At 60.6% G+C, this 25,178-nt stretch carries 24 protein-coding genes; 5 read left to right on the top strand and 19 right to left on the bottom strand.

Annotated elements, in window-relative coordinates; all coding sequences use genetic code 11:
* Positions 1-7: 7 nt before the first annotated feature.
* From AB3X39_RS02130 to AB3X39_RS02110, 5 genes are all read right to left on the bottom strand, one after another.
* The gene (locus tag AB3X39_RS02130; protein ID WP_369415705.1) at positions 8-1,726 is read right to left on the bottom strand and encodes a ShlB/FhaC/HecB family hemolysin secretion/activation protein; all 1,719 of its coding nucleotides are present in this window, start codon (positions 1,724-1,726) and stop codon (positions 8-10) included.
* Between the two features lie 266 nt (positions 1,727-1,992).
* Positions 1,993-2,790, bottom strand: coding sequence for an ABC transporter ATP-binding protein (locus tag AB3X39_RS02125; protein WP_369415704.1), 798 nt, complete (start codon positions 2,788-2,790; stop codon positions 1,993-1,995).
* Positions 2,791-2,810: 20 nt separating this feature from the next.
* Complete coding sequence (gene ntrB, locus AB3X39_RS02120) at positions 2,811-3,644, bottom strand: nitrate ABC transporter permease (protein ID WP_473964878.1); 834 nt, start codon at positions 3,642-3,644, stop codon at positions 2,811-2,813.
* Between the two features lie 25 nt (positions 3,645-3,669).
* Entirely contained in the window at positions 3,670-4,917 is a 1,248-nt protein-coding gene (locus AB3X39_RS02115; RefSeq protein ID WP_369415702.1) for a CmpA/NrtA family ABC transporter substrate-binding protein, read from the bottom strand.
* A 325-nt stretch (positions 4,918-5,242) separates the two neighbouring features.
* A complete protein-coding gene (locus AB3X39_RS02110) occupies positions 5,243-6,187 on the bottom strand; it encodes a hypothetical protein (protein ID WP_369415701.1) in 945 nt (314 codons plus the stop codon).
* Positions 6,188-6,263: 76 nt separating this feature from the next.
* Here AB3X39_RS02110 and AB3X39_RS02105 point away from each other — a divergent pair, with 76 nt between their 5' ends.
* Complete coding sequence (locus AB3X39_RS02105) at positions 6,264-7,025, top strand: HAD family hydrolase (protein ID WP_369415700.1); 762 nt, start codon at positions 6,264-6,266, stop codon at positions 7,023-7,025.
* A 6-nt stretch (positions 7,026-7,031) separates the two neighbouring features.
* On the opposite strand, the gene purT is transcribed toward AB3X39_RS02105, so the two are convergent.
* From purT to AB3X39_RS02075, 6 genes are all read right to left on the bottom strand, one after another.
* Complete coding sequence (gene purT, locus AB3X39_RS02100; protein ID WP_369415778.1) at positions 7,032-8,252, bottom strand: formate-dependent phosphoribosylglycinamide formyltransferase; 1,221 nt, start codon at positions 8,250-8,252, stop codon at positions 7,032-7,034.
* Positions 8,253-8,347: 95 nt separating this feature from the next.
* Positions 8,348-9,289, bottom strand: coding sequence for an adenylate/guanylate cyclase domain-containing protein (locus AB3X39_RS02095; protein ID WP_369415699.1), 942 nt, complete (start codon positions 9,287-9,289; stop codon positions 8,348-8,350).
* 116 nt (positions 9,290-9,405) lie between these two features.
* Positions 9,406-11,733: an RNA polymerase sigma factor RpoD gene (rpoD, locus tag AB3X39_RS02090; RefSeq protein WP_369415698.1), complete on the bottom strand. Its 2,328-nt coding sequence runs from the start codon at positions 11,731-11,733 to the stop codon at positions 9,406-9,408.
* 257 nt (positions 11,734-11,990) lie between these two features.
* On the bottom strand, positions 11,991-12,596 hold the full coding sequence (locus AB3X39_RS02085) for a DUF4337 domain-containing protein (protein ID WP_369415697.1): 606 nt from the start codon (positions 12,594-12,596) through the stop codon (positions 11,991-11,993).
* A gap of 4 nt (positions 12,597-12,600) precedes the next feature.
* Entirely contained in the window at positions 12,601-13,182 is a 582-nt protein-coding gene (locus AB3X39_RS02080; protein ID WP_369415696.1) for an ATPase, read from the bottom strand.
* A 23-nt stretch (positions 13,183-13,205) separates the two neighbouring features.
* Positions 13,206-13,559 (bottom strand): TA system antitoxin ParD family protein, encoded by a 354-nt coding sequence (locus AB3X39_RS02075; RefSeq protein WP_369415695.1) that lies wholly within the window; start codon positions 13,557-13,559, stop codon positions 13,206-13,208.
* Positions 13,560-13,816: 257 nt separating this feature from the next.
* Here AB3X39_RS02075 and AB3X39_RS02070 point away from each other — a divergent pair, with 257 nt between their 5' ends.
* Positions 13,817-14,140 (top strand): DUF485 domain-containing protein, encoded by a 324-nt coding sequence (locus AB3X39_RS02070; protein WP_369415694.1) that lies wholly within the window; start codon positions 13,817-13,819, stop codon positions 14,138-14,140.
* Complete coding sequence (locus tag AB3X39_RS02065; protein WP_369415693.1) at positions 14,137-15,843, top strand: cation acetate symporter; 1,707 nt, start codon at positions 14,137-14,139, stop codon at positions 15,841-15,843. The genes AB3X39_RS02070 and AB3X39_RS02065 overlap by 4 nt, the downstream gene beginning before the upstream one ends.
* 26 nt (positions 15,844-15,869) lie before the next feature.
* Here AB3X39_RS02065 and AB3X39_RS02060 read toward each other — a convergent pair whose 3' ends face one another.
* The gene (locus tag AB3X39_RS02060) at positions 15,870-16,745 is read right to left on the bottom strand and encodes an AEC family transporter (RefSeq protein WP_369415692.1); all 876 of its coding nucleotides are present in this window, start codon (positions 16,743-16,745) and stop codon (positions 15,870-15,872) included.
* Positions 16,746-16,828: 83 nt separating this feature from the next.
* Here AB3X39_RS02060 and AB3X39_RS02055 point away from each other — a divergent pair, with 83 nt between their 5' ends.
* Entirely contained in the window at positions 16,829-17,182 is a 354-nt protein-coding gene (locus tag AB3X39_RS02055; RefSeq protein WP_369415691.1) for a helix-turn-helix domain-containing protein, read from the top strand.
* 276 nt (positions 17,183-17,458) lie between these two features.
* Complete coding sequence (locus AB3X39_RS02050) at positions 17,459-19,018, top strand: metallophosphoesterase family protein (RefSeq protein ID WP_369415690.1); 1,560 nt, start codon at positions 17,459-17,461, stop codon at positions 19,016-19,018.
* Between the two features lie 272 nt (positions 19,019-19,290).
* Here AB3X39_RS02050 and dnaG read toward each other — a convergent pair whose 3' ends face one another.
* From dnaG to AB3X39_RS02015, 7 genes are all read right to left on the bottom strand, one after another.
* Positions 19,291-21,039 (bottom strand): DNA primase, encoded by a 1,749-nt coding sequence (gene dnaG, locus AB3X39_RS02045; RefSeq protein WP_369415689.1) that lies wholly within the window; start codon positions 21,037-21,039, stop codon positions 19,291-19,293.
* A gap of 31 nt (positions 21,040-21,070) precedes the next feature.
* Complete coding sequence (locus AB3X39_RS02040) at positions 21,071-21,826, bottom strand: 3-hydroxyacyl-CoA dehydrogenase (protein WP_369415688.1); 756 nt, start codon at positions 21,824-21,826, stop codon at positions 21,071-21,073.
* A gap of 36 nt (positions 21,827-21,862) precedes the next feature.
* Positions 21,863-22,516 (bottom strand): adenylate kinase, encoded by a 654-nt coding sequence (adk, locus tag AB3X39_RS02035; protein ID WP_369415687.1) that lies wholly within the window; start codon positions 22,514-22,516, stop codon positions 21,863-21,865.
* A gap of 174 nt (positions 22,517-22,690) precedes the next feature.
* Positions 22,691-23,473 (bottom strand): 3-deoxy-manno-octulosonate cytidylyltransferase, encoded by a 783-nt coding sequence (kdsB, locus tag AB3X39_RS02030; protein WP_369415686.1) that lies wholly within the window; start codon positions 23,471-23,473, stop codon positions 22,691-22,693.
* Entirely contained in the window at positions 23,470-23,667 is a 198-nt protein-coding gene (locus AB3X39_RS02025) for a Trm112 family protein (RefSeq protein WP_369415685.1), read from the bottom strand. The genes kdsB and AB3X39_RS02025 overlap by 4 nt, the downstream gene beginning before the upstream one ends.
* Before the next feature lie 9 nt (positions 23,668-23,676).
* Positions 23,677-24,774 (bottom strand): tetraacyldisaccharide 4'-kinase, encoded by a 1,098-nt coding sequence (gene lpxK / locus AB3X39_RS02020; RefSeq protein WP_369415684.1) that lies wholly within the window; start codon positions 24,772-24,774, stop codon positions 23,677-23,679.
* On the bottom strand, positions 24,734-25,165 hold the full coding sequence (locus AB3X39_RS02015) for an ExbD/TolR family protein (RefSeq protein ID WP_369415777.1): 432 nt from the start codon (positions 25,163-25,165) through the stop codon (positions 24,734-24,736). The genes lpxK and AB3X39_RS02015 overlap by 41 nt, the downstream gene beginning before the upstream one ends.
* Positions 25,166-25,178: the final 13 nt, after the last annotated feature.

Raw genomic sequence — 25,178 nt, 5'->3', positions numbered from 1 at the left:
GGTATTTTTAAATTTGAATGCTGAGTGTTCCAGCGATAGTCGGGTGCTTAGTAAAATAATCAGGCTTAACTATAGGCCATCCTATACTTATGTCATAAGATAGATTAAAAAATGAGCCGCGTTCACCCATAGAAAATCCTGAAATGGTATTCGAATTACTTTGTTGCTCAGCTATTTTGCCGATATCGAAACTGAAATATGATGTATGTGTATCAAATAAAGATAATCCTATTTCATTGCGCCAATATCCCCCTGATTCCGATGATAAAGTTGCTTCGCTGTCAAATCCGCGTACTGAATACCTTCCGCCGATGCTGAGGTATTCTGATGGCGGTAATGAATTGGCGCTGTCTTGCCAGCGTATTTGAGTTTCGTAATGTAAATTGCCATTTGGAAAAATGAATTCATGTGCCGCATTAAAGTTGATGTTTGTTGTATGATAATGACCGTCCCAATCAGGCATGCCAACTAGTATACCAATATTGTTGGATTGCTTGGGCAGACTACCTCTAATAGCTAAATTCATGGTTGTTGACCAGCTATGAATTTGTTGCTTGTGTTGATGATTTATTTCCCAGCCGAGCACATCTCGTGCTTGAACATCAATGTTGATGCTGTCAATTGAGTTTTGACTTGTCTTTCGGAAAATTTTGATTTGACTTTGCCCTTTGTAATTATTTGCACGATAAGTGGTATAACTTAAACCAAGATCTGAAGTTGCATTAATTCCAGTATATTCAATAGGAGCAACAAATCCTGCAACTGTATGTTTATAGTCAGACTGATTTATACCTAATGATATTAATGTGTATCCAAGTGGAAATGACCATTGAAGTGATGATGTATGGTTTCCGGTGGCTTGATTGTAGTAGTTGGCATTACTGTTATATGTTAATGCTAGATTGTCGTAAATGCCAAAGATGGAATCTATGCTAAGGTTGGCAAATAACTGATATTTCCCAGTGCTTTCGCCGCCGCTGTTGTCTATACCAATAACGCCTTGCCATAGTCGTGATTTTGGATTAACTATGACGATGCTTGAGTCGCCAAGCTCTGTTCCAGGTAGTATGTCAAAATTAGTACCTGTTTGGCTTGTCAGGCGCCGGAAATTATCAAGCGATTGATCTAGATCGCGTTGATTGAGGATTTCTCCGGAATTTATGGCTAATGGAAACCATGTTTTTCCAATGGGCGTTCCATTATTTTTAATAGATGAAATCAGACCAGGAATGATTTGAATGGTAAGCGTACCTTGACGAAGATTCTGTTCTGGGTAAATTACTCTGCTCGTCACATAACCGTGCCCTAGTAAAGCTAAGGTCAGGTAATCGCGCAAACGTACAAGACTCTGTGCTCCTAGGCATTTTCCAGTAAAATGAGTCGATTCTGCTGTCAGCCAATCAAATGACTCAGCTCCTTGCCATACAAAGGCCTGAATTTGAAAGCATTCTGGCTCTGAAACAATGACTTGCTCCGGGACTCCAAAAATAGGAGATGAGCGCAGATTTTCACTACGCTCCGGCGACTTAATCTGAGATTGTTCAAGCTGGATAGCTTGGCGACGCTGAATATCTATACTAGAGAAATCAGCAGATTGTGCGATGCTTGATCTAAGCAGAATGAAGAGCACTAGCGTCGCTCTGCAATGTTTTTTAACTGCTAGCCGATGAGCATATATGCGATGTGCTTCGAGCGAAGGCGGCAAACCTGCATTGACTTGCTTCATGCTTTTTATCACTGCCAACTATCTTCTCGGATTAACCGTAGAGATGTTTTGCAGTCCGTCCCTTAAACGCCAAAATTGGATTAAAAATGCCAAGGTCAGCGTTAATTACCTACGGCAAGTCATATTGATAAATTATTTTTGTTGACTCCATTGTTACACGGGGGGTGAAGTGAAAAATTGGGGTTTTCATGTATGTAATTTTTTGCAAATTGTGGTTGGGCTGTGTGATTTTGATGAGTTTTAAGCGATGTGCGCTTCTCCGCGCTTCAGTCACGTCGCTCCACATGCCTTTGCCGGGTGTAGAGGAAGTCGATCACCGCTTTGCGGTGGTTGAGGTAGGCGGTGCTTTCGGCCAGGGCGACGCGTTCGCGGGGGCGGGGGAGATCGACGTGGAGGATGTCGCCGATGGTGGCGGCGGGGCCGTTGCTCATCATGACGATGCGGTCTGAGAGCAGCACGGCTTCATCGACGTCGTGGGTGACCATCACGGTGGTGCATTGGTTCTTGGCCACCAAGGTGAGGAGCTCGTCTTGGAGCTTGGCGCGGGTCAGGGCGTCGAGCGCGCCGAAGGGCTCGTCGAGCAGCAAGACCTTGGGTTGCATCGACAGTGCCCGAGCGATGCCGACGCGCTGCTTCATGCCGCCCGAGATTTCGCCGGGGCGTTTGTGCGCGGCGTGGCTCAGGCCGACCATCTCGATGGCGGCTTCGGTGCGGTGGCGCAGTTGCACGCGGTTTTCACGCGCACCAAAAACGCGCTCTACGGCGAGATAGACGTTTTCAAAGCAAGTGAGCCAAGGCAGCAGCGAGTGGTTTTGGAACACCACCGCGCGCTCTGGGCCGGGGCCGGCGATTTCGCGGTTGGCGCACAGCAGCACGCCTTCGGTGGGCAGGGTCAGGCCGGCGATCAGGTTCAGCAGGGTCGATTTGCCGCAGCCCGAATGGCCGATCAGGGTGATGAACTCGCCTTGGGCGACGCTGAGGGTGATGTCCTTGAGCGCACAGAACGGCCCCCGGTCGGTGTCGAAGCTTTGTTCGACCTGCTGAATGTCGAGATAGCGTTGCATAAAGCTTTACCTTGAAGGGGTCAGGATGGGGTGTCGCTGTAGCTGAGCGCGCGGGCCAAGCTCATCAGGGCGTATTCCAAGGCCATGCCAACCGCGCCGATGACGACGATGGCGATCAGGATGTGGTTGACGTTCAAGTTGTTCCACTCATCCCAAACCCAAAAGCCGATGCCCACACCGCCCGTCAGCATCTCGGCGGCGACGATCACCAGCCAAGCGGTGCTGACGGCCAAGCGCACGCCGGTCAGCACGTGGGGCAGGGTGGCGGGCAGCAAGATGGTGGTGAAGATCTTCCACTCCGAGAGCTGCAACACCCGCGCCACGTTCATGTAGTCCTGCGGGATGCGCTGCACGCCCGCAGCGGTGTTGATCACCATCGGCCAGATAGAGCAGATGAACAGCGTCCAGATGGCCGCCGGGTTGGCCGATTTGAAGACCAGCAGACCAATCGGCAGCCACGCCAGCGGTGAGACCGGGCGCAGCAAGCTGATGATGGGCGAGGTCATGCGATGCAGCAGCTCGAAGCGGCCGATGGCAAAGCCGAGCGGGATGCCGACCAAGGCTGCCAAGCCGAAGCCCAGCCCGACCCGTTGCAGCGAGCCGAGCAAGTTCCAGCCGATGCCCTGATCGTTGGGCCCCTTGCGATAGAACGGGTCTGAGAACAGCTCGACCGCTGAGGCCCAGGTACTGGCCGGTGTGGGAAAGCTCTCGCTCTTTTGCGTCAGCAAAAACCACAGGCCGATCAGCAGGGCAAAGCCGGCGATGGGGGGCAGAAAGCGCATCGCCAGCTTGCGCAGACGGCGGCGGCGAAGTCGAAGCGTGGAAGAGTCGGGGCTGCTCATGGCGCGGTCCATCAAGGTGTGTGGTCCGTGATCTGGCTCAGGCGTGGATCTTGAAACTGTCGGCGTACTTCTTCGGTTCTTTGCCGTCCCAGACCGTACCGTCGATCAGCTTGCTGCTGCGCATCACTTCCTTGGGCACGGATACGCCGGCCGCCGACGCGCCTTGGCGGTAAAGCTCGATCTGATTGATCTGCTTGGCCACGCCGAGGTAATCGGGGTGCTCTTTGAGCAAGCCCCAGCGCTTGTGCTGGGTCAGGAACCACATGCCGTCCGAGAGGTAGGGCAGGTTGACCGCGCCGTCGCGGAAGAACGCCATCGGGTGCGCATCGCTCCAAGTCTTGCCCAGGCCGTTTTGGTACTTGCCTTGGATGCGCTGGTTGATCACGTCCACGCTGGTGTTGACGTAGGACTTGTCGGCGATGGTGGCAGCCATTTTGTCGCGGTTGGCGGCGTTGGCGTCGATCCAGCGGCTGGCTTCCAAAATGGCGGCGATGACCGCGCGGCAGGTGTTGGGGTTTTTCTTGACGAACTCAGCCGTGCTGCCCAAGACTTTTTCAGGGTGATCGGTCCAGATGTCTTGGCTGGTGGTGGCGGTGATGCCGATGCCGTCAGCGATGGCGCGGTGGTTCCAGGGCTCGCCCACGCAGTAGCCGTCCATGTTGCCCACGCGCATGTTGGCCACCATTTGCGGCGGCGGCACGGTGATGACCTTGGCGTCCTTGAGCGGGTCGATGCCATGCGTGGCCAGCCAGTGGTAGAGCCACATGGCGTGCGTGCCAGTCGGGAAGGTCTGCGCGAAGGTGTATTCACGTTTCTCGCGCTGCATCAGCTTGGCCAGCCCGGCCCCATCGACCGCGCCCTTGTCGGCCAGCGCTTTCGAGAGCGTGATGGCTTGGCCGTTTTGGTTCAGCGTCATCAGCACCGCCATGTCTTTTTTGGTGCCGCCCACGCCCAGATGCACGCCGTAGACCAAACCGTAGAGCACATGGGCGAAGTCCAGCTCGCCGTTGACCAGCTTGTCGCGCACCGAGGCCCACGAGGCTTCTTTGGTGGGGATGATCTTGACGCCGTACTTCTCGTCAAACTTCAGCACCGAGGCCATCACCACGCTGGCGCAGTCGGTGAGCGGAATGAAGCCGATGCGCACTTCCTTCTTCTCTGGTGCGTCTGAGCCGGCCGCGAACACTGACAGCGGGGCTGCCAACGGCGCCAATGGAGCCAAGGTAGCGGCAGCGGCTTGCAGCACGCTGCGGCGGCTCAGGGTCGAGGTGGGCTTCAGATCCATGGTGGGCTCCAGCAAAGGGTGAGGCAGAAAACAAAAAGCGCCCGTGCGTCCCAAGCACTCACCCGCATTGGGTGAGACGTTGATCCACACGGACGCTGGGGTCCGGTTGGCGAAAAGCTCGCTCACCCGCCGTTGGGCAGCTCGCCTTGCGCTTGAACCCACAAAGGGCTCATGCCGCTATCTCTAGCGAGATCCATGCCAGCCTAGGGAGAACCCGAGGACCGCTGAGATGCACACTTTTGGGGGTGCGGCGGGTGACCTAGCGGGCGATCAAGCGCTCTTGGCGCGATCAGCGCCCCGGTGTGGTGCGCGCGTCTTTGCGTCTTTAGCTCGCCTCGTTCTTCTTGCCAAAGCGCTTCCACACCCAGCCGGCCAGCGGAATCAGGATCAGGGTGAGGAGCTTGTCCCAGTTTTTGAGGGCGAAACCCAGGACCTGGGCGCTGAAGGCGGGCTCAGGCGGTGGGGTGAGGACGGCGACGCTGATTTTGCGGTCGAGGGATTGGATGATTTGCGCGCCGCCGTTCAGGGCAGAGTAGATCGTCAGCAGCAAGGTGCGCTCGCCCGCGACCTTGGGTTGGATGATCCATTTCCATTCGACATCGCGGCCTTCGAGCACTTGCTGCGCTTGTTTGCCGGGTGGGGTGATGTCGAAATCGGTTGAGCCGAGCTCAGCGCTGAGCTGGCTGCTGAGATCGAGCGTGGTGGCTTGGGTGGTACCGCTGCTGGGCAGGTGTTTTGCCAGCTCGTCAAAGTGCGCTGGGTTGAGTGTGACTCGCAGCGTGATGGTGGCGGATTCGCCCATCAGCATGCTGCCGGGGGTGTTCCAAGCGACCTTGGCAGGCTGGAGATCTTCAGCCGGGGCGGCGGCGGGGGCGGCTGTGGGTGCGGTTTTTTGGTGGGCCACGGTTGCGGTGGCAGCTGTGGCCTTGGGGGCGGCCGCAGGTGGCACCGGCGGTGCTGGTGGGTGTGGTTCAGGCTTTGGCGCCGGGGCTGGCATGTCCAGGGTCACTTCGACGTGTGGCTTGGCGCGTTGCCCACGGCCAGAAGCGGAGCTTGATCCATAGCCCATGCCTGAGCCGCTGCCTGCGCCGGTCGGCTCAAGTGTGCCGAGGATGGCTTCGAAATCGGCGACGGCGGCTGAGGTGTCGGCCGGTAGGCTTGGCGGGTTGGGCGTGCCTAGCGGGGGTGCCATGCTTGGGCAGCCGCTGAGGAGGAGCAAGGACAGCAGCGAACTTGCCGAGAAAAGAGCCAAACGGGCCAAGGGCTTCATGGGAACGGTCCGGATCAGGGGCGGTGCGGGTGATTGTAGGTAAGCTCGGGCGCTGCTTTGTCCTTCGGGCCCATCCATGTCCACCCTGTTGTTGCTCCCTGAACCCATGGCGTTCTCACCCTTGGCGATCACCTTGGATCTGGACGACACCCTTTGGCCGATTGCGCCGGTGATCCATCAGGCCGAGCGGGTGCTGAATCACTGGCTGGTCGAGCATGCGCCGGCGACAGCGGCGATGTTTCCGCTGCCACGAATGCGCGAGTTGCGCCGCCAAGTGGGTGAGCGTGAGACGGCGCTGGCGCACGACTTGGGTGCGCTGCGACGCATCACCTTGCAAGAAGCGCTGCACGCGGCGGGCGATGACCCGGGCTTGGCCGAGGCGGCCTTTGACATCTTCATCGCTGAGCGCCAAAAGGTGCGCTTTTTTGCCGATGTGGCCAGCGCCTTGGACCGGCTGGCTGCCCGCTGGCCGGTGTTGGGTTTGAGCAACGGTAACGCTGATTTGCGGGCCACGGGGTTGGACCGCTGGCTGATCGGCTGTGTCCACGCGCAGGACTGCGGCGTGCCCAAGCCGGCGGCGCAGATTTTTGAGCACGCCTGCCAACGTCTGGGGTTGCCTGCGCAGCGCGTGCTGCATGTGGGTGACGACTGGCACTTGGATGTGCTGGGCGCGCAGGCCGCGGGCATGCCCACGGTGTGGGTGCAGCGGCCCGAAGATGCCAAGGCCCAAGCCGCGTTGGCGGCTGGGGTGCTCAACGTGTCGCTATCACAGCCGTTTTCACAGCCCCATCACACCGTGCCCGACTTGCTGGCGCTGGCCGAGCTGCTTGGGGCGTGATGCCTTTTAGTCGAGCTTGCGCGGGCGCACCTTGCTGGCGGCTTCCTTGGCGCGCTGGCGGGCGACTTCGACCTCAGCGTCGAAGGCCAAAGCCACACCCATGCGGCGCTTGACGAAGCTTTCCGGCTTGCCAAAAAGGCGCAGATCGGTGTTGGGCACGCGCAGCGCATCGGCCACACCGTCGAACACCATGGCTTGGGCCGTCACGCCGCCGTAGATCACGGCGCTGGCCCCCGGGCTCTTGAGCTGGGTGTTGACCGGCAGGCCGAGGATGGCGCGGGCGTGCAATTCGAACTCGCTTTGCCACTGGGTGATCATGGTGACCATGCCGGTGTCGTGCGGGCGCGGGCTGACTTCGCTGAACCAGACCTCGTCGCCCTTGACGAACAGCTCGACCCCAAACAGGCCCAAGCCGCCGAGGTTGTCGGTGACGGTCTTGGCAATGGTGCGGGCCTTGTCCAACGCGCTGGCCGACATCGGGTGTGGCTGCCAGCTTTCAACGTAGTCGCCGCTGACTTGGATGTGACCGATGGGGTCGCAGAAATGGGTCTCGGTCCGGCCATCCGCGCCCAAGGCACGCACGGTGAGCAAGGTGATTTCGTAGTCGAAGTCGATGAAGCCTTCGACGATTACCCGGCCTTTGGCGACGCGACCACCGGCCATGGCGTAGTCCCAAGCTCGGGCGACGTCGGCGGGGGTGTCGATCTTGCTTTGACCCTTGCCTGAGCTGCTCATCACCGGCTTGACGATGCACGGGTAGCCGATCGCAGGCTGATCATCGCTGCCGTCAATGGCGGCTTGCAGCTCGGCCAGCGAGTCGCAGAAGCGGTAAGGGCTGGTGGGCAGACCCAGGGTTTCAGCGGTGAGGCGGCGGATGCCTTCGCGGTCCATGGTCAGCCGGGCGGCGCGGGCCGTCGGGATGACGCGCACTTGGCCGGCCGCTTCCATCTCTTCAAGCACGCCAGTGGCGATGGCTTCGATCTCAGGCACCACCAGATCGGGCTTTTCAGCGTCGATCAGGGCGCGTAGCGCCACGGGGTCGCTCATGGCCAAGGTGCGGGCATGGTGCGCTACTTGCTGGCCGGGGGCGTTGTCGTAGCGATCGACGGCGATGGTTTCGATGCCCAAGCGTTGCAGGGCGATCAGCACTTCTTTGCCGAGTTCACCGCTGCCCAGCAGCATGACGCGCAAGGCGGCGGGGGTGAGGGGGGTGCCGATGGCGGGCAAGGCTGGGGAAGCCGGGGTAACCGGAGATGTCGGTGCAGTCATGGTGGGGACAAACAAAGAGGAAAAAGACCGGTCAGCGTGATCCGTCCGGCCGTTCAGTCCAACGGTTGTGGATCGGTTTCGGCAAAGCGCAGAACCTCAAAGCTGACCATGGGGGTTTGGGCTTGGGAGGTGTTCAGCCCGAGGCTGATGACGCCTCGGCCATGCAAGGTGCAACTGGCGCGCCGCAGGGTGACCACTTCGGCTTGGCGGCCAAAACGCACAAAGGTGCCGTTCGAGCTGAAATCGGTCAGCTGGAAGTTGCCGCTGTGCCACTCGATGCGGGCGTGGATGCGCGAGACGCGGCTGTCGTCGATGCAGTACGTTGCTTCGTGGCTGCGGCCCAACACCACCGGCAAATTGCGCGCGGTGTGGATGCGCGAGATGCCTTCGACCGACAAGCGCAAGCCTTCGGGGACGGGTGCCACGGGGGCGGTGTCGCCAAACATGGTCGCCATGACACTGTCGCCGCTGGCGTGGTTGTCGAGTCGCCAGACCTCGACGGGCTCCAAGCGGCCGCGCAGATGGAAGACATCCAAGCGGCGGAACTGGGAAGCCAACTCGGTGGGCAGCATGCGCAGGGTCTGCGCAGTGGCCAAGGTTTCGTTGTCACCCGCATGATCAAGCAAGCGGGCCGCCACATTGACCGCATCCCCAAAACAATCGCCCGCGACTTGAATCACTTCGCCATGGGCCAAGGCCTGCTGCATGCGCAGATTGGGGATGTTGTTTTGCGCGTTACGGGCCTTGAGGCGTTCGAGTTCCTCTTGAACCTCTTGGGCGGCAATGATGGCGCGGGTCGGGTGGATGAACACGGCCATCAGGCCGTCGCCCAAGGTCTTGATGACGGCGCCGCCATTTTTCTCGACCACCTTGGACATCATCGCCACGCTTTGCGTGACGATGGTGGCTGCGGCTGCGTTGCCCAGCGACTCATACATCGAGGTGCTGCCTCGCAGGTCGGCGAACAAGACAGTGCAGGTGACGTTTTGCTTCATGCTTTGAGTGTACTCAGCAGAAGTAACAAGGATTGAGCCGAGTTGACCGAGCCCGTGATCGGCCCACGGGCTCATGTCGCGGGTCAGGCGCCGATCAAACCCTGATCAAACCCCGATCAAACGTTGTCGAGATAAGTGCGCAACTTGTCCGAACGGCTCGGGTGCTTCAACTTGCGAATCGCCTTGGCTTCGATCTGGCGGATGCGCTCGCGGGTCACGTCGAACTGCTTGCCGACTTCTTCGAGCGTGTGATCGGTGCTCATCTCGATGCCGAAGCGCATGCGCAGCACCTTGGCTTCGCGCGGCGTCAGGCTGTCGAGGATGTCGCGCACCACGTCGCGCAGGCCCGACTGCATGGCTGCTTCGATCGGGGCGGTGTTGCCACTGTCTTCGATGAAGTCGCCCAAGTGGCTGTCGTCGTCGTCGCCGATCGGCGTTTCCATGGAGATCGGCTCTTTGGCGATCTTCATGATCTTGCGGATCTTGTCCTCGGGGATCTCCATCTTCTCGGCCAGCGTTGGCGCGTCCGGCTCAAAGCCGAACTCCTGCAAGTGCTGACGGCTCAGGCGGTTCATCTTGTTGATCGTTTCGATCATGTGCACCGGAATGCGGATGGTGCGGGCCTGATCGGCGATCGAGCGGGTGATGGCCTGACGGATCCACCAAGTGGCGTAGGTCGAGAACTTGTAGCCCCGGCGGTATTCGAACTTATCGACCGCCTTCATCAAGCCGATGTTGCCTTCTTGGATCAGGTCCAAGAACTGCAAACCCCGGTTGGTGTACTTCTTGGCGATCGAGATCACCAAGCGCAAGTTGGCTTCGATCATCTCGCGCTTGGCTTCGCGCGAGCTGGCCTCGCCTTCGTTCATGCGCTTGTTGATCAGCTTCAGATCTTCAATCGGCACGATCGCCTTGGCTTGCAAGTCGATCAGCTTTTGCTGCAACTCTTGCACGGCCGGCAGATTGCGGCTCAAGACGCCGCTGTAGGACTTGCCCGCAGCGATTTCAACTTCGGCCCAAGCTCGGTTGAGCATGTTGTTGGGGAAGGTCTTGATGAAGTATTCCTGCGGCATGCCGCAGCGATCGACCACGATCTTGCGCAGTTCGCGCTCGTAGCGGCGCACGTCATCGACTTGCGAGCGCAGCAAGTCGCAGAGCTTTTCAATCGTCTTGACGGTGAAGCGGATGGTCATCAGCTCGGCGCTGATGGCTTCTTGCGACTTGTTGTAAGCCGCAGTGCGGTAGCCGTCCTTTTCGTAGGCCTTGCGCATCTTGTCGTAATGCGCGCGCAGGTTGTCAAACTTGGTCAGCGCCGTGTTCTTCAGCTCTTCGAGCTTCTTGGTCAGCGCTTTGGAGCTGCCTTCTTCGTCGTCTTCGTCGAATTCGTCGAAGTCTTCCTCGGCCACGTAGTCGTCAGCCTCGCTGTCGGAGACAAAGCCATCCACCGCTTCCGAGATGGTCATCTCGCCAGCGCGCATCCGGTCAGCGATCGACAAGATCTCGTTGATGGTGGCGGGCGAGGTCGAGATCGCCATCATCATGGCTTGCAGACCGCCTTCGATGCGCTTGGCGATTTCGATTTCGCCTTCGCGCGTCAGCAGCTCCACCGTGCCCATTTCGCGCATGTACATGCGCACCGGGTCGGTGGTACGGCCGAATTCGCTGTCCACCGTCGAGAGCGCCGCTTCGGCTTCTTCTTCGGCTTCTTCTTCGGTCGCGGTCGAGGTGTTGCCCCCGGCGATCAGCAGCGTGGCGGCGTCCGGGGCTTGCTCGTAGACGGCGATGCCCATGTCATTGAGCATCGAGACGATGGCATCAAAGATTTCGGCCTCAACCAGCTTTTCGGGCAAGTGGTCGTTGATTTCTTGGTGCGTCAGGTAGCCGCGCGTCTTACCCATCTTGATGAGGGTTTTGAGCTCTTGGCGACGCTTGGCGGCTTCTTCTTCGGTGAGGGTGGTTTCTTCCAGACCAAATTCGCGCATCAGGGCGCGCTCTTTGGCGCGGCTGACCTTCATGCGCAGCGGCTTGACCTTGGTCTTGCCTTCGGTGCTGCCTTCAACGCTGCCTTCCTCGGTACCTGCGGTTTCGACTTCCGTGGCGGTTTCGACATCGGCGTCGATCTCAGCGTCTGCGCCTTCGAGATCGCCATCCGCTTCAAGGTCCGAGAAATCCTCAGCGCTTTCGATACCCTTTTTGCGGGTTTCGGTTTTTTCGACCTTGGCGGTGGTTTCAGCCTTGGGCTTGCGGCCGCGCTTGGCGCCCGTGCTGGTGGTTGCTGCGGCAGCACCTTCCTCGGTCGAGGTCTCGCTGCTGGCTGCGGTCGCCTTGGTTTTACGGACCTTCTTCGGGGCCGCTTCGGCAGGCGTAGCGCCTTCGGGGAGGCTCAGGGCCTCATCCGTGGTGGCAGGGGCAGAATTCTTTGCGGCGCTTTTCTTGGCAGTCATGCGATTCCTCGGCTGGATGCTCGGCAAGGGAGGGGCGTAGGGCTTGGTCTAAACAACAAAAGCCCAAAGCAAAAGACACCGCACGCCCTCTTTTTTGGGCCGGTGACTTTCGCGATGGGCGGGCAAGCTGGCGTGAACAAAGTTTGTGCAGCGCTGGCGGGGGATTTGGCCTGTTTGGGGGGCCCGTTTCGCGGGTGGCCGGGGCCGGCAGACGCTGCTGTCACTCTTGCCGTATCAAAGACGAAGCATTGATTGTACTAGGAGAGCAGCTTCACCAGACCATCCGGATGAAAGGAGCCGCCCAGCAAGCCGGCCAACCCCATCCAAACACCCCCGCTGATGGGCAACCAAGCCAGCAGATACAGCCACCACAACTGCGTCAAGGCGGTGACTGCGAGCAAAGCAATGGCAATCGCCAGCAGCGCGTCCGAGAGATCGAACTGGTCGTCACGGAAGTTCAAGGCGTCGTAGTTCTTTTGATCCTGCTCGGCTTGGGCTTTGAGCTCGTCTCTTTTCTGCTGTTGTTCTTGCGCAACTTTGCGGTAGTGCTCAACGGCTTCAGCGTAGGCGGCGGCTTGAGGGCCGGATCGATCCGCGCTGGCCAAGCGCAATTGCACCACCGTGGCTTCGGCCATGTCTTGGCGAATGTGGCGCGCTTGGTAGAAGTTCCAGTGATCGAGCTTGTCAGCTTGGGCCTGCTGCATGGCTTGAACGATGTTGTCGTCCTTGACTTTGCAAATCCCCATGAAGGTCGCAAGGACCGCCACGGTCACCGCCACTGCGGCGTTGATGCGGGCCGAGTTTTTGGCCGCTTGGGCGGCTTTTTGTGCCGTTTCCAGCACGTCTTGAGGTTCGATATTCAAAGGGCTAACTTTCTTGGGTCCAAAGGGCGGCTTGGGGGGCTGACCAAGCGGGGTAATGGGCCGGGCCGAGCAAGCGGCCCTTCTCGAAGCGGGCCACGCGCTGATAAGGCGTGCGGCTGTTGCTGTTGTCGTAGACGCTGGCGGTATCGGCCATGCGCATCGCTTGGGCCACCAGCACCCACAGGCGTTGATAGCGTTCGCGCACCTTGTCTTCGGGCACCGAATGGCCCCCTTGCTGGCTGCGCAGTTGCACCCGCGCCAAGCTCAGCTCCAGCGGCACAAGGATCACATGCAGTGTGACCAAATAGCCCGCGCTTTGAGCCTGACGAACCAGATCGAGTTTGGAAGGGTGGGAGAAGACGGTTTCACCGACAAACGAGCGCCGCTCCGCAATGGCCACGTCGCGGGCCTGCCGGGCCAGCGCCGCCGCGTCATGGCCATGCGCTTCCTCGTCGCCCGGCCAATGCTGGCGCGCCAAGATGTCGGCGTTGATGAAGGGCAGGTGGGTGATGGGTGCGAGAACGCGTTCGAAGAACGTCGTTTTGCCGGCGCCGTTTGGGCCGACAAGCAGGTGCAGGATCGGCATGGATCAGAGCGTTCGAGAGAGATTCAAGGATGCAAGATGCGCACGTGGCCTTCGGCGTCGAGTTCGGCGTGACGGTGGCCCTCCGCCACAAACAGGGTGTGCAGATTGAGTGTTTCAAGTTGCGCACTGAGCTGTTCGTCCCAAGCGGTGCGCACGCTGGCTTGTTCGGTCGCCCCGAGCGTGTCGTAGCTGCTTTGACCCGCCAAAACCGCCTGAACTTTGGCGACTGAGACGTCTGGACTGCGCTCAAGTTCGCGCCCGAGCCGCGCCCAATGGCTGACCTGTTCGGCCACGCTGCGGCTCATCATGCGGGCGACTTCACGGGCAGAGGCATCAAGCTCATGGTCGAGGCGGATGGGAACGGCGGCAGCGGACATGACGGTCTCCGGGGATGGGCGCGTTGAGGGTCGCGGTGAGAGATTGGGTGATCGCAAGTGTGCAGCACGATGCTACATGAGGCGCTTTATAAGCGCAGCGAATGTCAGCAAACTTTCAAAAGCCTTGCAAGGCTCAGCAATAAATCTTGATCCAAGGGGATATTCACGCTTAAGCGTTTACCCTAGTATGGTGCTCCCTGTCGGCTGTAAGACATCAGTCGATGTCCCACATGCTCCCCATGCCTTTCAGGAAGCCCATGAATCAGCAGATTTATCAACGCATTCGCGAGAACCCCCATTTCGACACGCTTGTCAAAGCCCGCAGCCAGTTGTCTTGGACGCTGGTGGCTGTGGTTCTGATCTTGTTTTACGGTCTGATTCTGGTGGTGGCGTTCAACCCCTCGTTGATGGGGCAGCGCCTTGCTGAAGGCTCGGTGGTTACCTTGGGCGTGATCCTGATCTTGGCCATGTTCATCTTGTTTTGGATCCTCACGGCGTTTTATGTCCGTCGGGCCAATACCGAGTTTGATGACCTGACCCAAAAGATTGTTGACGACGCTATCCGGGGAGATCGTTCATGAATCGCTTTGCTTGCTTTTGTGCCCGCCCCCGTTCGCTGTGGGCGCTGATTTCGGCCGGACTGGGTAGCCTGTTGGCCAGCGCTGCGGCCCACGCCGGCCCGGCCATCGAAGCTGCTGAGAAGCAACCGCTGAACGTGCACGCCATCGTCATGTTCTTGTTGTTCGTGGCCATGACCATGGTCATCACCTACTGGGCCTCGCGTCGCACCAAGTCGGCGGCCGATTTTTACACCGCTGGCGGTGGTATCAGCGGTTTCCAGAATGGCTTGGCGATTGCCGGTGATTACATGTCCGCCGCCACGCTGCTGGGCCTGACCGCCATGGTCTACGGCCAAGGGCTGGACGGCTACATCTACATGATTTGCTTCTTTGTCGGTTGGCCGGTGATTCTGTTTTTGATGGCTGAGCGTCTGCGCAACTTGGGTCGTTTCACCTTTGCCGACATCACCTCCTACCGCTTGGAGCAAAGCAAGGTGCGCACCATGGCCGCCATTGGTTCGCTCACGGTGGTGTGCTTCTATCTGATCGCACAAATGGTCGGCGCCGGGCAGCTCATCAAGCTGCTCTTCGGGCTGGACTACAACATCGCCGTGGTGGTGGTGGGTGCGCTGATGATCGTCTACGTCACCAAGGGCGGCATGCTTGCCACCACCTGGGTGCAGATCATCAAAGCCTGTTTGCTGCTGGCCGGGGGCACGCTGGTGATGATTCTGGCCATGAGCCAGTTCGACTTCAGCTACACCATGCTGATCGAAAAAGCCACCGGCGCGCACAAAAACGGCTGGGCCATCATGAACACCGGTCCGCTGACCAAGGACCCGGTCAACGCCATCTCGCTGGGCTTGGGCCTGATGTTCGGCATCGCTGGTTTGCCGCACATCCTGATGCGCTTTTTCACGGTGACCAACGCCAAGGAAGCGCGCAAGTCGGTGCTCTACGCCTCGGGCTTCATTGCCTACTTCTTCAACGTCATCTTCTTGATGGGCATGTGCGCCATCGTCATCGTCGGCCAGTCGCCGGACTTCTTTGAAGGCGGCAAGGTCGGCGGCAAGCTGCTGGGCGGCGGCAACATGGTGGCGATGCACCTGTCCAAGGCGGTGGGGGGCAATCTGCTGCTGGGCTTTTTGGCGGCGGTGGCGTTCGCCACCATCTTGGCGGTGGTCTCGGGTCTGGCGCTGGCCGGTGCTTCGGCCATCTCGCACGATCTGTACGCTCGCGTGATCAAGCAAGGCAAGGCGTCTGAATTCGACGAAATGCGCGTTTCTCGCATGGCCACCATCGCCTTGGGCGTGATTGCCGTGGTCTTGGGCATCGCTTTTGAAAAGCAAAACGTCGCCTTCATGGTCGGCTTAGCCTTCGGCATTGCCGCATCAAGCAACTTCCCCGTGCTGTTGCTCTCGATGTACTGGAAAGGCCTCACCACCCGTGGCGCCTTGGCTGGCGGCTACATCGGCTTGATCTCCGCTGTGCTGCTGGTGGTGTTTTCCAAGGCCGTCTGGGTGACCGTGCTGGGTTATCCGACCCCGCTGTTCGGCTACGAACAACCCGCACTCTTCTCGATGCCCGTGGCCTTTTTGGTCTGCTTCATCGTCTCGAAGCTCGACGCCAACTCAGCCCGCTCCAAAGCTGAAATCGCCGCCTTCGACGACCAATTCGTCCGCGCCCAAACCGGCTACGGTGCGGCGTCAGCGTCGAATCACTGATCGCTGCCCTCGCCGCCCCAGTGCCGCTATCTCAGTGCTAACCCCAGCGCGATCGGCATGAACACCACAGCGGCGAGGTTGCCGATGAGGACGACGGAGGCGACTTTGTCGGGTTCTTGGCGGTAGCGTTCAGCGAACATGAAGTTGAGCACCGCCGGGGGCAGGGCACCGAACACCAGCAGCAGGGCTTGTTGGTCGCGGGGCAAGTCGATGGCTTGCATCAGCCCCCACGCCAAGGCCATGCCGCTGACGGGGCGCAGCACCGCGCCCATCAGGCCAAAACCCAAGGCCGTGATGCGGGAGGTGGCGAGCCGCACGCCCAGCATGAACAGCATCAGCGGCACGGCGATGTCGCCCACCATGCGCACAGCCTGGAGCAGCGGCGGCCAGACTTCGAGGTTAAACACGCCCACAGCCAGCCCGCCCAGTGACGCCAGCACCGAGGGTGAGCGCCAAACGGTGGTGATGCGCGTGTGGTGGTCCAAAAGCCAAGCGCCGAAGGAAAAGTGCAGGATGTTCGACACCGTGAACATCACCACCGCCGGGGGCAGCGCGGCCGGGCCAAAGGCCAGCACCGCCAAGGGCAAGCCAAGGTTGCCGCAGTTGTTGAACATCATCGGCGGCACCAGCGTCTTGGGCTCAACCCCCAGCAGCCGCGCCACCCACCACGCCAGCAAGCCGCTGCCCACAATCAGCCCGAAGGAGGCCAGCAGCAAAGGGCCGTAGGCCTGGATGTGAAAGTCCTTGCTCGCCAAGGCCCCAAAGATCAGCGCCGGGGTGAACACATCCATGTTCAACCGCCCCGCCACCGACATGTCCGGCTTGCTGCGCCGACCCACCCCAAAGCCCAAGGCCGTGATGGCAAACAGCGGAAAAAGGATGGCGATGATTCGTAAAAGCATGGAGTGAGGATAACCATGTCTTTGAGGTAGCATAGAAATTAACATCAAAGCCTATTTGATGAACTCTATGTGCTTCTAAACCCATGCCCAAATCCCCGGAAGCCCTTTCGATGTTGCCGGCCATCGCGCAAAACGCCCTGCGCAAGTTGGGTGAAGATCTGGCTTTAGCCCGGGTGCGGCGCAACGAGTCGCAGCGCAGTTGGGCCAAGCGCTTGGGGGTGTCCGTGCCGACCTTGATCCGGCTGGAACAAGGTGATCCGGGGGTCGGTGTGGGCATCGTCGCCACCGCGCTGTGGATGATCAGCCGCACCGATGCCTTGGCCGATTTGGCCGCGCCCGAGCACGACCGAGGTGCCCTTGAGCGCGACGTCCAAGCCGCCCTGCAACGCCAGCGGGTGCGGTCGAGGCGTGTTCCAAAAACTCCCCCAGCCCTTTGATCCGTTTTATCTGTTCGGGCTGAGCCTGTCGACGCCCCAGGTGATCTGATCCCGTAGGTGGTGAAGCCTGTTGGTCACTGTCCCGGGCGCATTGTCTGCTTTTGTGGTTGTCAAGCTCGACATCTGAAACATACACTGCCTACGCGACTGTCCTGATAGCTGATCAGTCCAAGAAGGTTTATCCGGTGCCATGACTCACTCTGGTTTCGTTCTTGGTTCGGCCTAGTACCTGATAACCGCTGTTCGTTCTCAATCACAACCAGAGGAGGCCTCGTCATGGGATTTCACTTTTCCTGGAGGAGCGCAAATTGGCTGGCGCACATCCTCCAGCCAATGGGCACGACGCCGACCCTTGAGAACGACTGGGAGGCAAGGTCGGCGCTGAGGGCGTTGCTCGATGCGGCACCTAGTGACTTCTACGCCTCACACGACAGGCGCTTCGAGTTCCGCCGTGCCATTGAGCAAGCTGAACGACACCTGCATGATCGAGACATCGGCGAAGTTTTGCGCCCGCTGCGCGAACACTTTCGTGACATTCCCTGGACTGCCTTGCTTGTGCCAAGTGGAGATTGGGAGTTCGACCGCTTTCTGAGTGCAAGGAAACTTCTGCGTGACCTCGTCGACATACGTCCCTCAGATCCCGGCCTCATCCTACAGATAGACGAGAGCCTCAATGATGATCACCGTCTGGAGCTAGACAACCTATTTCCGGCATTCCGCGTTGCCATGGCCAACGCTACTCGCTGGCCAGGCGTGCTGCTCTGGACGTCGCATGGCGATGCTGCGTTTTTCGAACTAGAACGGAACGTGCCCGATGCAATGCACTCTCTGGAATGGCTGTTCTCTCACCTCTCCGTTATGCCGGGAGTTCCGGACCTTGAGCTCCTTCGAGGCCAGTTCGTGGAGCGTTTCGGGCCAGGCGCCGATCATGTTCCTCCGCTTCGAATCATCCATCTCAGTGACCTTCATTTGGGCAGTCGAATCGCACAGCGACGGCTTCCACGAGTCAAGCAGTTGATCCAGCAACTTGCGGCCGACCTCGGAGAGTCAGCACCTATTCTCCCAGTGGTCACGGGAGATCTCATGGACACCCCGGACGACGCGCACCTCGATGCCGTTCGGGACTTTCTTGAGTTCCTTCACAACGTCGGAAGCGAAGACCCAATTGTCGTCCTCGGTAACCACGATGTCCGAAGGGACGGATGGCTAGGCACCGAGCTTCATAACGCTCTTCGGATTCAAGTCGACCGTGTCCGTTGGATCGAGCAGTGCCAGGTCGGTTTCGCTTGCTTCAACTCTGTGCGGGGCGGAAATCTTGCACGCGGTCGGATCGACGAAACGGAGTATCTGGATGTCGGTCAGGCCCTAGATCGATCGCCGGAGTTTGCTCGAGAGTTCGTTCTCGGTGCGCTGCTCCACCATCACCCAATACCGGTCGAGCGCCCAACTTGGTACCACCAACCTTGGTACGAACGTTTCCTCGGGCGTTCCTTCGAGAAGACCGAGTCGTTGGAGTCATCCGAAGAATTCATCAGTTGGCTACAGGCCCGCAAGATCGGCCTCGTCTTGCACGGACACAAGCACATTCCTCGGGTTGAAACCCACGAGGAGATGACAATCGTTGGATGCGGATCGACCGTCGGCAAAGTCGAGACAGATAGGCCAGGTACGACCTACATGTCAATGAACGTGGTGACCGTTGACGCACCACGCGGCCGAATTTCTTGCCGACTCCGCGCGGAAAGAATTCCAGGCGGTGGCATGACATCTGATGAACAGCATGAGGCCATTCTGAACTCCAAAGTGTTTCAGGCACCGCCGCGCAGAGCCGCCTAGCGAATAAGCTCAAAATTGAAGTGGCCCATGTTTTCAAGGATACGATGGGCCGAGCATGGCCGGATCAAATCTCCCCAAGCCCCTTCTCCAATGGGCGAGAGAAGACGGCTACCTGTTGATCCGTCTTCTCCATTCGCCCGGAGGAATGTCGAAGCCCTAGGTGAGCCAAGCTCAGGATGACTGGACAACCACGCACTGCACCCGTACATCGACCTGAGTGCATCCGTGCATGCACCTCTTGTGTGTCAAACATGACCCCTGCACTCATGCACTCACCCCCGCCCCGGCAACTTGAACAAATCCCCGCGTCTTATTTGCTGAAGCGTGGGCGGGAGGTCTTCTTGCATGGGGGGGATGCCGTCGCGCAGGGCGGCTTCGACCAAGGGGAGGGCTGACGATGCCCAGGGTTGGTCTTGGAGGTGGGTTTGCAGGATGGACCAGGGGGCGGGGTCGTCGTGCATCAGCCATTGGTCGAGCCAGCGGAACAGCTCGCCGTGCCAGTCGGGCAGTTCGCACAGCAGGGTGTGATCGGCGTCGCTGAGGTCGCTCCACCAGTGGCTGGCTTGGAGCAGCAGGGTGGCGGCGCGGTCTTCGGGGCGGCGGGCGATCAGGGGCTGTCTGCCGCCCATGCTGCCCCGGGACATTGGCATGGGCAGCGGGGGGCGCGCGGCGTGCGTGCCGTCGTAGGGCGCTGAGCGCGACTTGGTGCGCTGCGGTTTTTCGGTGCCCCAGCGTTGGCCCAAGTCACTTGTTTCCATGCGGGCGCTGCGGGCGAATTCGGCCACCATTTGCAAGCGCAGCACGCCTTCGGGCAGGGCGCGCCACAGCGGCTCAGCCTGGGCGATCAGGCGGGCGCGGCCTTCGACGCTGGCCAAGTCGCAGTCGGCCGAGGCGACCTCGATCATTTGCAGCGACAAGGGCACGGCAGCGGCGACGCGCTCGCGAAAGGCATCAGCCCCTTCGGTGCGGACGAAGGAATCGGGATCGTGCTCGGTGGGCAGGAAGAGGAACTTGAAGCTGCGCGTGTCTTGGGCGTGGGGCAGGGCGGCTTCCATGGCGCGCACGGCGGCGCGGCGGCCGGCGGCGTCGCCGTCGAAGCTGAACACCACTTGATCGGTGAACCGGCACAGCTTGGCGACGTGGTCGGCGGTGCAGGCTGTGCCCAGCGTGGCCACGGCGTTGGCAAAGCCCAGTTGCGCCAAGGCGACCACATCCATGTAGCCCTCGGTGACCAGCACGTGGCCGTGCTCGCGCAGGGCGCTGCGGGCTTCAAACAAGCCGTAAAGTTCGCGGCCTTTGACGAACAGCGGGGTTTCGGGCGAGTTGAGGTACTTGGGTTCGCCCCGGTCGAGCACCCGACCGCCAAAGCCGATGGTTTCGCCTTGCACGTTGCGGATCGGGAACATGATCCGGTCGCGGAAACGGTCGTAGCGCCGACCGTCCTCGCCCTCTTCGTTGCGGTGAATCACCAGCCCGGCTTCGATCAGCAGCGGATCGTCGTATTGCCCAAAAGCGCTGGCCAAACTGTGCGGCCCAGCGGGGGCGTAGCCCAAACCGAAGCGCGCGGCGATCTCGCCCGACAACCCCCGGCCTTTGAGGTAGGCGATGGCCCGTGGGCTGGCCTTGAGCTCGGCCCGGTAATGGTCGCCGGCGCGGCTCATGACCTCGGTCAGGGTGATGCGGCGGCTTTTTTCTTCGGCGGCGCGGGCGCGTTCAGCGGGCGAGCTTTCTTCTTCAGGCACGTTCATGCCCACTTCGCGGGCCAGATCCTTGACGGCGTCGATGAAGCCCAAGCCGCTTTGTTCCATCAAAAAACCCACCGCGTTGCCGTGGACCCCGCAGCCGAAGCAGTGGTAGGTCTGGCGCGTGGGGCTGACGACAAAGCTGGGCGATTTTTCGCCGTGGAAGGGGCACAGGCCCTTGTAGTTGATGCCGGCTTTTTTGAGCTGCACCGTGCGTCCGACCACCGAAACGATGTCGGTGCGGCTGAGGAGATCTTGGAGGAAGGCGGGTGGAATCACGGCCGCAAGTCTAGCGGCCTGAAGGAAAGAATCAGCGCGGTGCCAAGCGAATCGCGCCGTCAAGGCGGATCACTTCGCCGTTGAGCATCTCGTTGGTGATGATCTGCTGCACCAGCTTGGCGTAATCCTCGGGCCGACCCAGACGGCTGGGGAAGGGCACGCCAGCGGCGAGGGCGTCTTGCACCTCTTGGGGCATGCCAAAAAGCATCGGTGTGCCGAAGATGCCGGGGGCGATGGTCATGCAGCGGATGCCGTCACGCGCCAAGTCGCGCGCAATCGGCAAGGTCATGCCGACGATGCCGCCTTTGCTGGCGGCGTAGGCCGCTTGGCCGATTTGGCCGTCATAGGCCGCGACGCTGGCGGTGTTGATCAACACGCCGCGCTCGCCGGTGGCTTCCGGCGCATTCTGGGCCATCGCTTCTGCGGCGAGGCGAATCATGTTGAAGCTGCCGATCAAGTTGACGCTGATCGTCTTGCTGAACAGCTCCAGCGCGTGCGCGCCGTTTTTGCCGACGGTTTTGGCCGCTGGGGCGATGCCCGCGCAGTTCACCAACCCCATCAACTTGCCCAAGGCGGTGGCCTTGGCGACAACGGCGCGACCATCGTCTTCCAAGGCCACGTTGCAGCGCACGAAGGCGCCACCGATCTCAGCGGCCACCTGTTCGCCCCGATCTTGCAGATCGGCCACGATCACGGTGCCACCCTCACGGGCCAGCATGCGGGCCGTGCCTTCGCCCAAACCGGAGGCAGCTCCGGTGACGATGAAAACCTTGCCGGCGATGTCCATGAGCGTGGTTCCTTGAACGGATTTAACCCAGTGCGATCAACCCAACGCCACCAAGGCGCGCGCGGTGATTTCTTCGACCGTGCCCAGACCGTGGATCTTGGCGTAGCGCGGCGCAGCAGCATCACCGGTGGCGGCCCACGCCGAGTAGTAATCGACCAAGGGGCGTGTTTGGCTTTGGTAGACGTCCAAACGCTTTTTGACGGTTTCTTCCTTGTCGTCGTCGCGTTGCACCAGATCTTCGCCGCTCACGTCGTCTTTGCCGGCCACCTTGGGCGGATTGAACGTGACGTGATAGGTGCGGCCCGAAGCCGGGTGCGAGCGCCGGCCGCTCATGCGCTCAATGATGGCCTCAAAGGGCACGTCGATTTCGAGCACCAAGTCGAGGTTGACACCGGCGGCCTTCATGGCGTCGGCTTGCGGAATCGTGCGGGGGAAGCCGTCGAACAAGAAGCCGTTGGCGCAGTCGGCTTGTGCAATGCGTTCCTTGACCAGACCGATGATCAGGTCATCGCTGACCAAACCGCCCGCGTCCATCACCTTCTTGGCGGCCACGCCCAGTGGGGTGCCCGCCTTGACGGCGGCGCGCAACATGTCGCCGGTCGAAATTTGCGGAATGCCGTACTTTTGGCAGATGAAGGTGGCTTGGGTGCCTTTACCGGCGCCGGGGGCGCCCAACAGGATCAGTTTCATGGATCTCCTCGGTGTTTTTGATGGCGTCACGGCTGCGGCGTCATCAGCCTCATCGACCCAGAACCCGTGCCTTGCGCCCGTGCGGGAATACAGAAAATACAAAAAAACGCGGGCGAGAATACCACGCTATGCCTGCCTTGAAACTGACGCAGCAGGGTGGTATTTCCTCCCAGATCAGTCCCAAAGATGGGGCCTTTCCCGTGCCATTTGGCGCACCCGCTCCAAGTCCTCGGGGGTATCGACGCCGGGGCCGGGACGCTGGCTGCTGACGTGCACCGCGATGCGCTCGCCGTGCCAGAGCACGCGCAGCTGTTCCAGCGATTCGGTTTGCTCGTGCGGGCTCACCGGCAGGGTCGGAAAGCGCCGCAAAAAGCCCGCCGTGTAGCCGTACAAACCCACATGCCGCAGCGGCGCCGGGTTGGGCAGTTGGGCGTAGCCGCCGGGCTCGGCCAAGTAGCCGTCGCGCCACCAAGGGATGGGCGCGCGTGAGAAGTAAAGCGCCTTGCCGAGTCGGTCGGTCACCACCTTGACGACGTTGGGATTGAGCCACTCTTCCACCGAGTCGATGGGGTGCGCAGCGGTGCTCATGACGCATTCGGGATGCGTGATCAGCAGCCGGGCGCAGGCTTCGACCAAGTCGGGCTCGATGAAGGGCTCGTCACCTTGGACGTTGATCACGTGGTCTTGATCCCCCAAGCCCAGCAGCGAGCACGCCTCGGCCAGCCGGTCGCTGCCGGTGGCGTGGTCACGCCGTGTCAGAAGTGCGCTGACGCCGTGGGCTTGGCAAACGGCCAAGATCTCGGGGCTGTCAGCGGCCACCACCACGGTGCGCGCGGTGGTGCGTCGGCAGCGCTGCGCCACCCGCACCACCATGGGAGCGCCTTCGATATCGGCCAAAGGCTTGCGCGGCAGCCGGGTTGAGGCCAGCCGGGCGGGAATGACGATGGTGTAGCTCATGGGTTCAGGGGCATGACGTCCGTGGTGCCCGCTTCAATTTCGCGCGCTTCGCTCGGGAGCATCACGGCCATGCCGTTGCGGATTGGAAAGGCCAGCCGATCGGCGGCGCAGATGAGTTCTTGGTGGTCGTGATCCAGCCGCAAAGCACTCTTGCACAAGGGGCAGACCAGCAGGGCGATCAGTCGGTTATCCATGGCGTAATCCTAGAGGGAGGCCATCACGCTCTTGATGAAGGCCGGGGGTAGCTTAAGGGTCAAGGGGGCGACCCACAATCGCAGGCCGGGGCAGTCTTGGGCCAGCCGGGCCGGGTCGATCTTGACAGCGTCTTTTTCCGTGACGATGACATCGGGGGTGTCCGCTGGCCAGGGCCAAGGGGCGGTCTGGAAATCGTGATGATCCGGCAAGGCCAGCGTCTGCAAGTGCGCCAAACCGCGTTGGCGCAGGGCCTCGAAGAAACGCTCGGGCTGACCGATGCCGGCACAAGCCAGCACGGGTCGTTGGATCAGTTCGGCCAGCGGATCGGGGGAGTCGCTGCCGCCTTGCCACCAGTCCGCCAAGCTCAGCAGGCGATCCAATTGGCGCTCGCCGCAAGGCCCTTGCAAGTCGGTGCTGCGGTGTGCGGCGTTGTAGAACACCAGCTGCGGCACGTCACTGTGCACGCGGATCGGCTCGCGCAAGGGGCCGGCCGGTAGCAGCCAACCGTTGCCCGCGCCGCGCTCGTCAAAGACCACGATCTCGACATTGCGTCGCAGGGGAAGGTGCTGAAGACCGTCGTCGCACAGCAAGACATCCACTTCGGGATGGGCTTGCAGCAGCGCTTGGCCGGCCTCGACCCGGTTTCGACCCACCCACAGGGGCACGTGGGTGCGGCGCTGAATCAACAAGGGCTCATCGCCCACGTTTTCGGCGCGGCTTTGCGGCTGGACCGCCAAGACGCTGGACGCGTTGCGCCGGCCATGGCCGCGTGAAATGACGCCGGGGTGCCAACCCTCAGCACGCAGGGCTTCCACAAGCGCGATGGTGAGCGGCGTTTTGCCGGCGCCGCCCACCACGCGGTTGCCGATCACCACCACCGGTACCGGCAGATTTTGGCTGGCCAGCCAGCCCCAGCGGTACAAGGTCCGGCGTGTGGCCACCAAGGTGCTGAACAGCAAGGCGGCCGGCCGCAGGCTCCACTGCAAGGCACCGCCGGTGCGCCAGCTTGCTTCGATGCGGGCTCCGAGGGTGGTTTTCACCACATGCTGCGCGCAGATCGCACGCTCAGCGTGCTGACGCGCCGGTGCGCGAGCCTTGGGTGGCAAAGGTCAGGTGCAAGAGCTCCGCCCGCCGGGCAGCGTCCATCACCGTGACCACGCTTTGATGGGTGGCGAGCGCATCGGCTGAAATCACCACCGGGCTTTCGAGCTGGCCTTCTGCGGCAGCGATCAAGGCGGCGGTCATGACTTCGACGCTGGCGCCCTCGGTCAAGCGACCATTGACGCTGAAGCGGCCATCTGAAGCGATGCTGACGGTGATTTCATGCGGCGTTTGCTTGACCTTTTGGGTGTCGGCCATGGGCAGCGTGACCTTCAACTCGTTGAAGCGCGTGTAGGTGGTGGACAGCATCAAAAAGATCAGCACCACCAGCAGCACGTCGATGAACGGGATCAGGTTGATCTCGGGCTCTTCGCTGCGCCGATGCCTGAAATTCAAGGCCATGAGAGTC

Source organism: Leptothrix ochracea, assembly GCF_041083635.1.
Classification (GTDB): domain Bacteria; phylum Pseudomonadota; class Gammaproteobacteria; order Burkholderiales; family Burkholderiaceae_C; genus Sphaerotilus; species Sphaerotilus ochraceus.
This window is presented reverse-complemented; position numbering and strand designations above follow the sequence as displayed.

Coding starts and splice junctions, on each gene's coding strand:
- AB3X39_RS02130 (WP_369415705.1), bottom strand. CDS start 1,726: ATGAAGCAAGTCAATGCAGGTTTGCCGCCTTCGCTCGAAGCACATCGC.
- AB3X39_RS02125 (WP_369415704.1), bottom strand. CDS start 2,790: ATGCAACGCTATCTCGACATTCAGCAGGTCGAACAAAGCTTCGACACC.
- ntrB (WP_473964878.1), bottom strand. CDS start 3,644: ATGGACCGCGCCATGAGCAGCCCCGACTCTTCCACGCTTCGACTTCGC.
- AB3X39_RS02115 (WP_369415702.1), bottom strand. CDS start 4,917: ATGGATCTGAAGCCCACCTCGACCCTGAGCCGCCGCAGCGTGCTGCAA.
- AB3X39_RS02110 (WP_369415701.1), bottom strand. CDS start 6,187: ATGAAGCCCTTGGCCCGTTTGGCTCTTTTCTCGGCAAGTTCGCTGCTG.
- AB3X39_RS02105 (WP_369415700.1), top strand. CDS start 6,264: ATGTCCACCCTGTTGTTGCTCCCTGAACCCATGGCGTTCTCACCCTTG.
- AB3X39_RS02095 (WP_369415699.1), bottom strand. CDS start 9,289: ATGAAGCAAAACGTCACCTGCACTGTCTTGTTCGCCGACCTGCGAGGC.
- rpoD (WP_369415698.1), bottom strand. CDS start 11,733: ATGACTGCCAAGAAAAGCGCCGCAAAGAATTCTGCCCCTGCCACCACG.
- AB3X39_RS02080 (WP_369415696.1), bottom strand. CDS start 13,182: ATGCCGATCCTGCACCTGCTTGTCGGCCCAAACGGCGCCGGCAAAACG.
- AB3X39_RS02075 (WP_369415695.1), bottom strand. CDS start 13,559: ATGTCCGCTGCCGCCGTTCCCATCCGCCTCGACCATGAGCTTGATGCC.
- AB3X39_RS02070 (WP_369415694.1), top strand. CDS start 13,817: ATGAATCAGCAGATTTATCAACGCATTCGCGAGAACCCCCATTTCGAC.
- AB3X39_RS02065 (WP_369415693.1), top strand. CDS start 14,137: ATGAATCGCTTTGCTTGCTTTTGTGCCCGCCCCCGTTCGCTGTGGGCG.
- AB3X39_RS02060 (WP_369415692.1), bottom strand. CDS start 16,745: ATGCTTTTACGAATCATCGCCATCCTTTTTCCGCTGTTTGCCATCACG.
- AB3X39_RS02055 (WP_369415691.1), top strand. CDS start 16,829: ATGCCCAAATCCCCGGAAGCCCTTTCGATGTTGCCGGCCATCGCGCAA.
- AB3X39_RS02050 (WP_369415690.1), top strand. CDS start 17,459: ATGGGATTTCACTTTTCCTGGAGGAGCGCAAATTGGCTGGCGCACATC.
- AB3X39_RS02040 (WP_369415688.1), bottom strand. CDS start 21,826: ATGGACATCGCCGGCAAGGTTTTCATCGTCACCGGAGCTGCCTCCGGT.
- adk (WP_369415687.1), bottom strand. CDS start 22,516: ATGAAACTGATCCTGTTGGGCGCCCCCGGCGCCGGTAAAGGCACCCAA.
- kdsB (WP_369415686.1), bottom strand. CDS start 23,473: ATGAGCTACACCATCGTCATTCCCGCCCGGCTGGCCTCAACCCGGCTG.
- AB3X39_RS02025 (WP_369415685.1), bottom strand. CDS start 23,667: ATGGATAACCGACTGATCGCCCTGCTGGTCTGCCCCTTGTGCAAGAGT.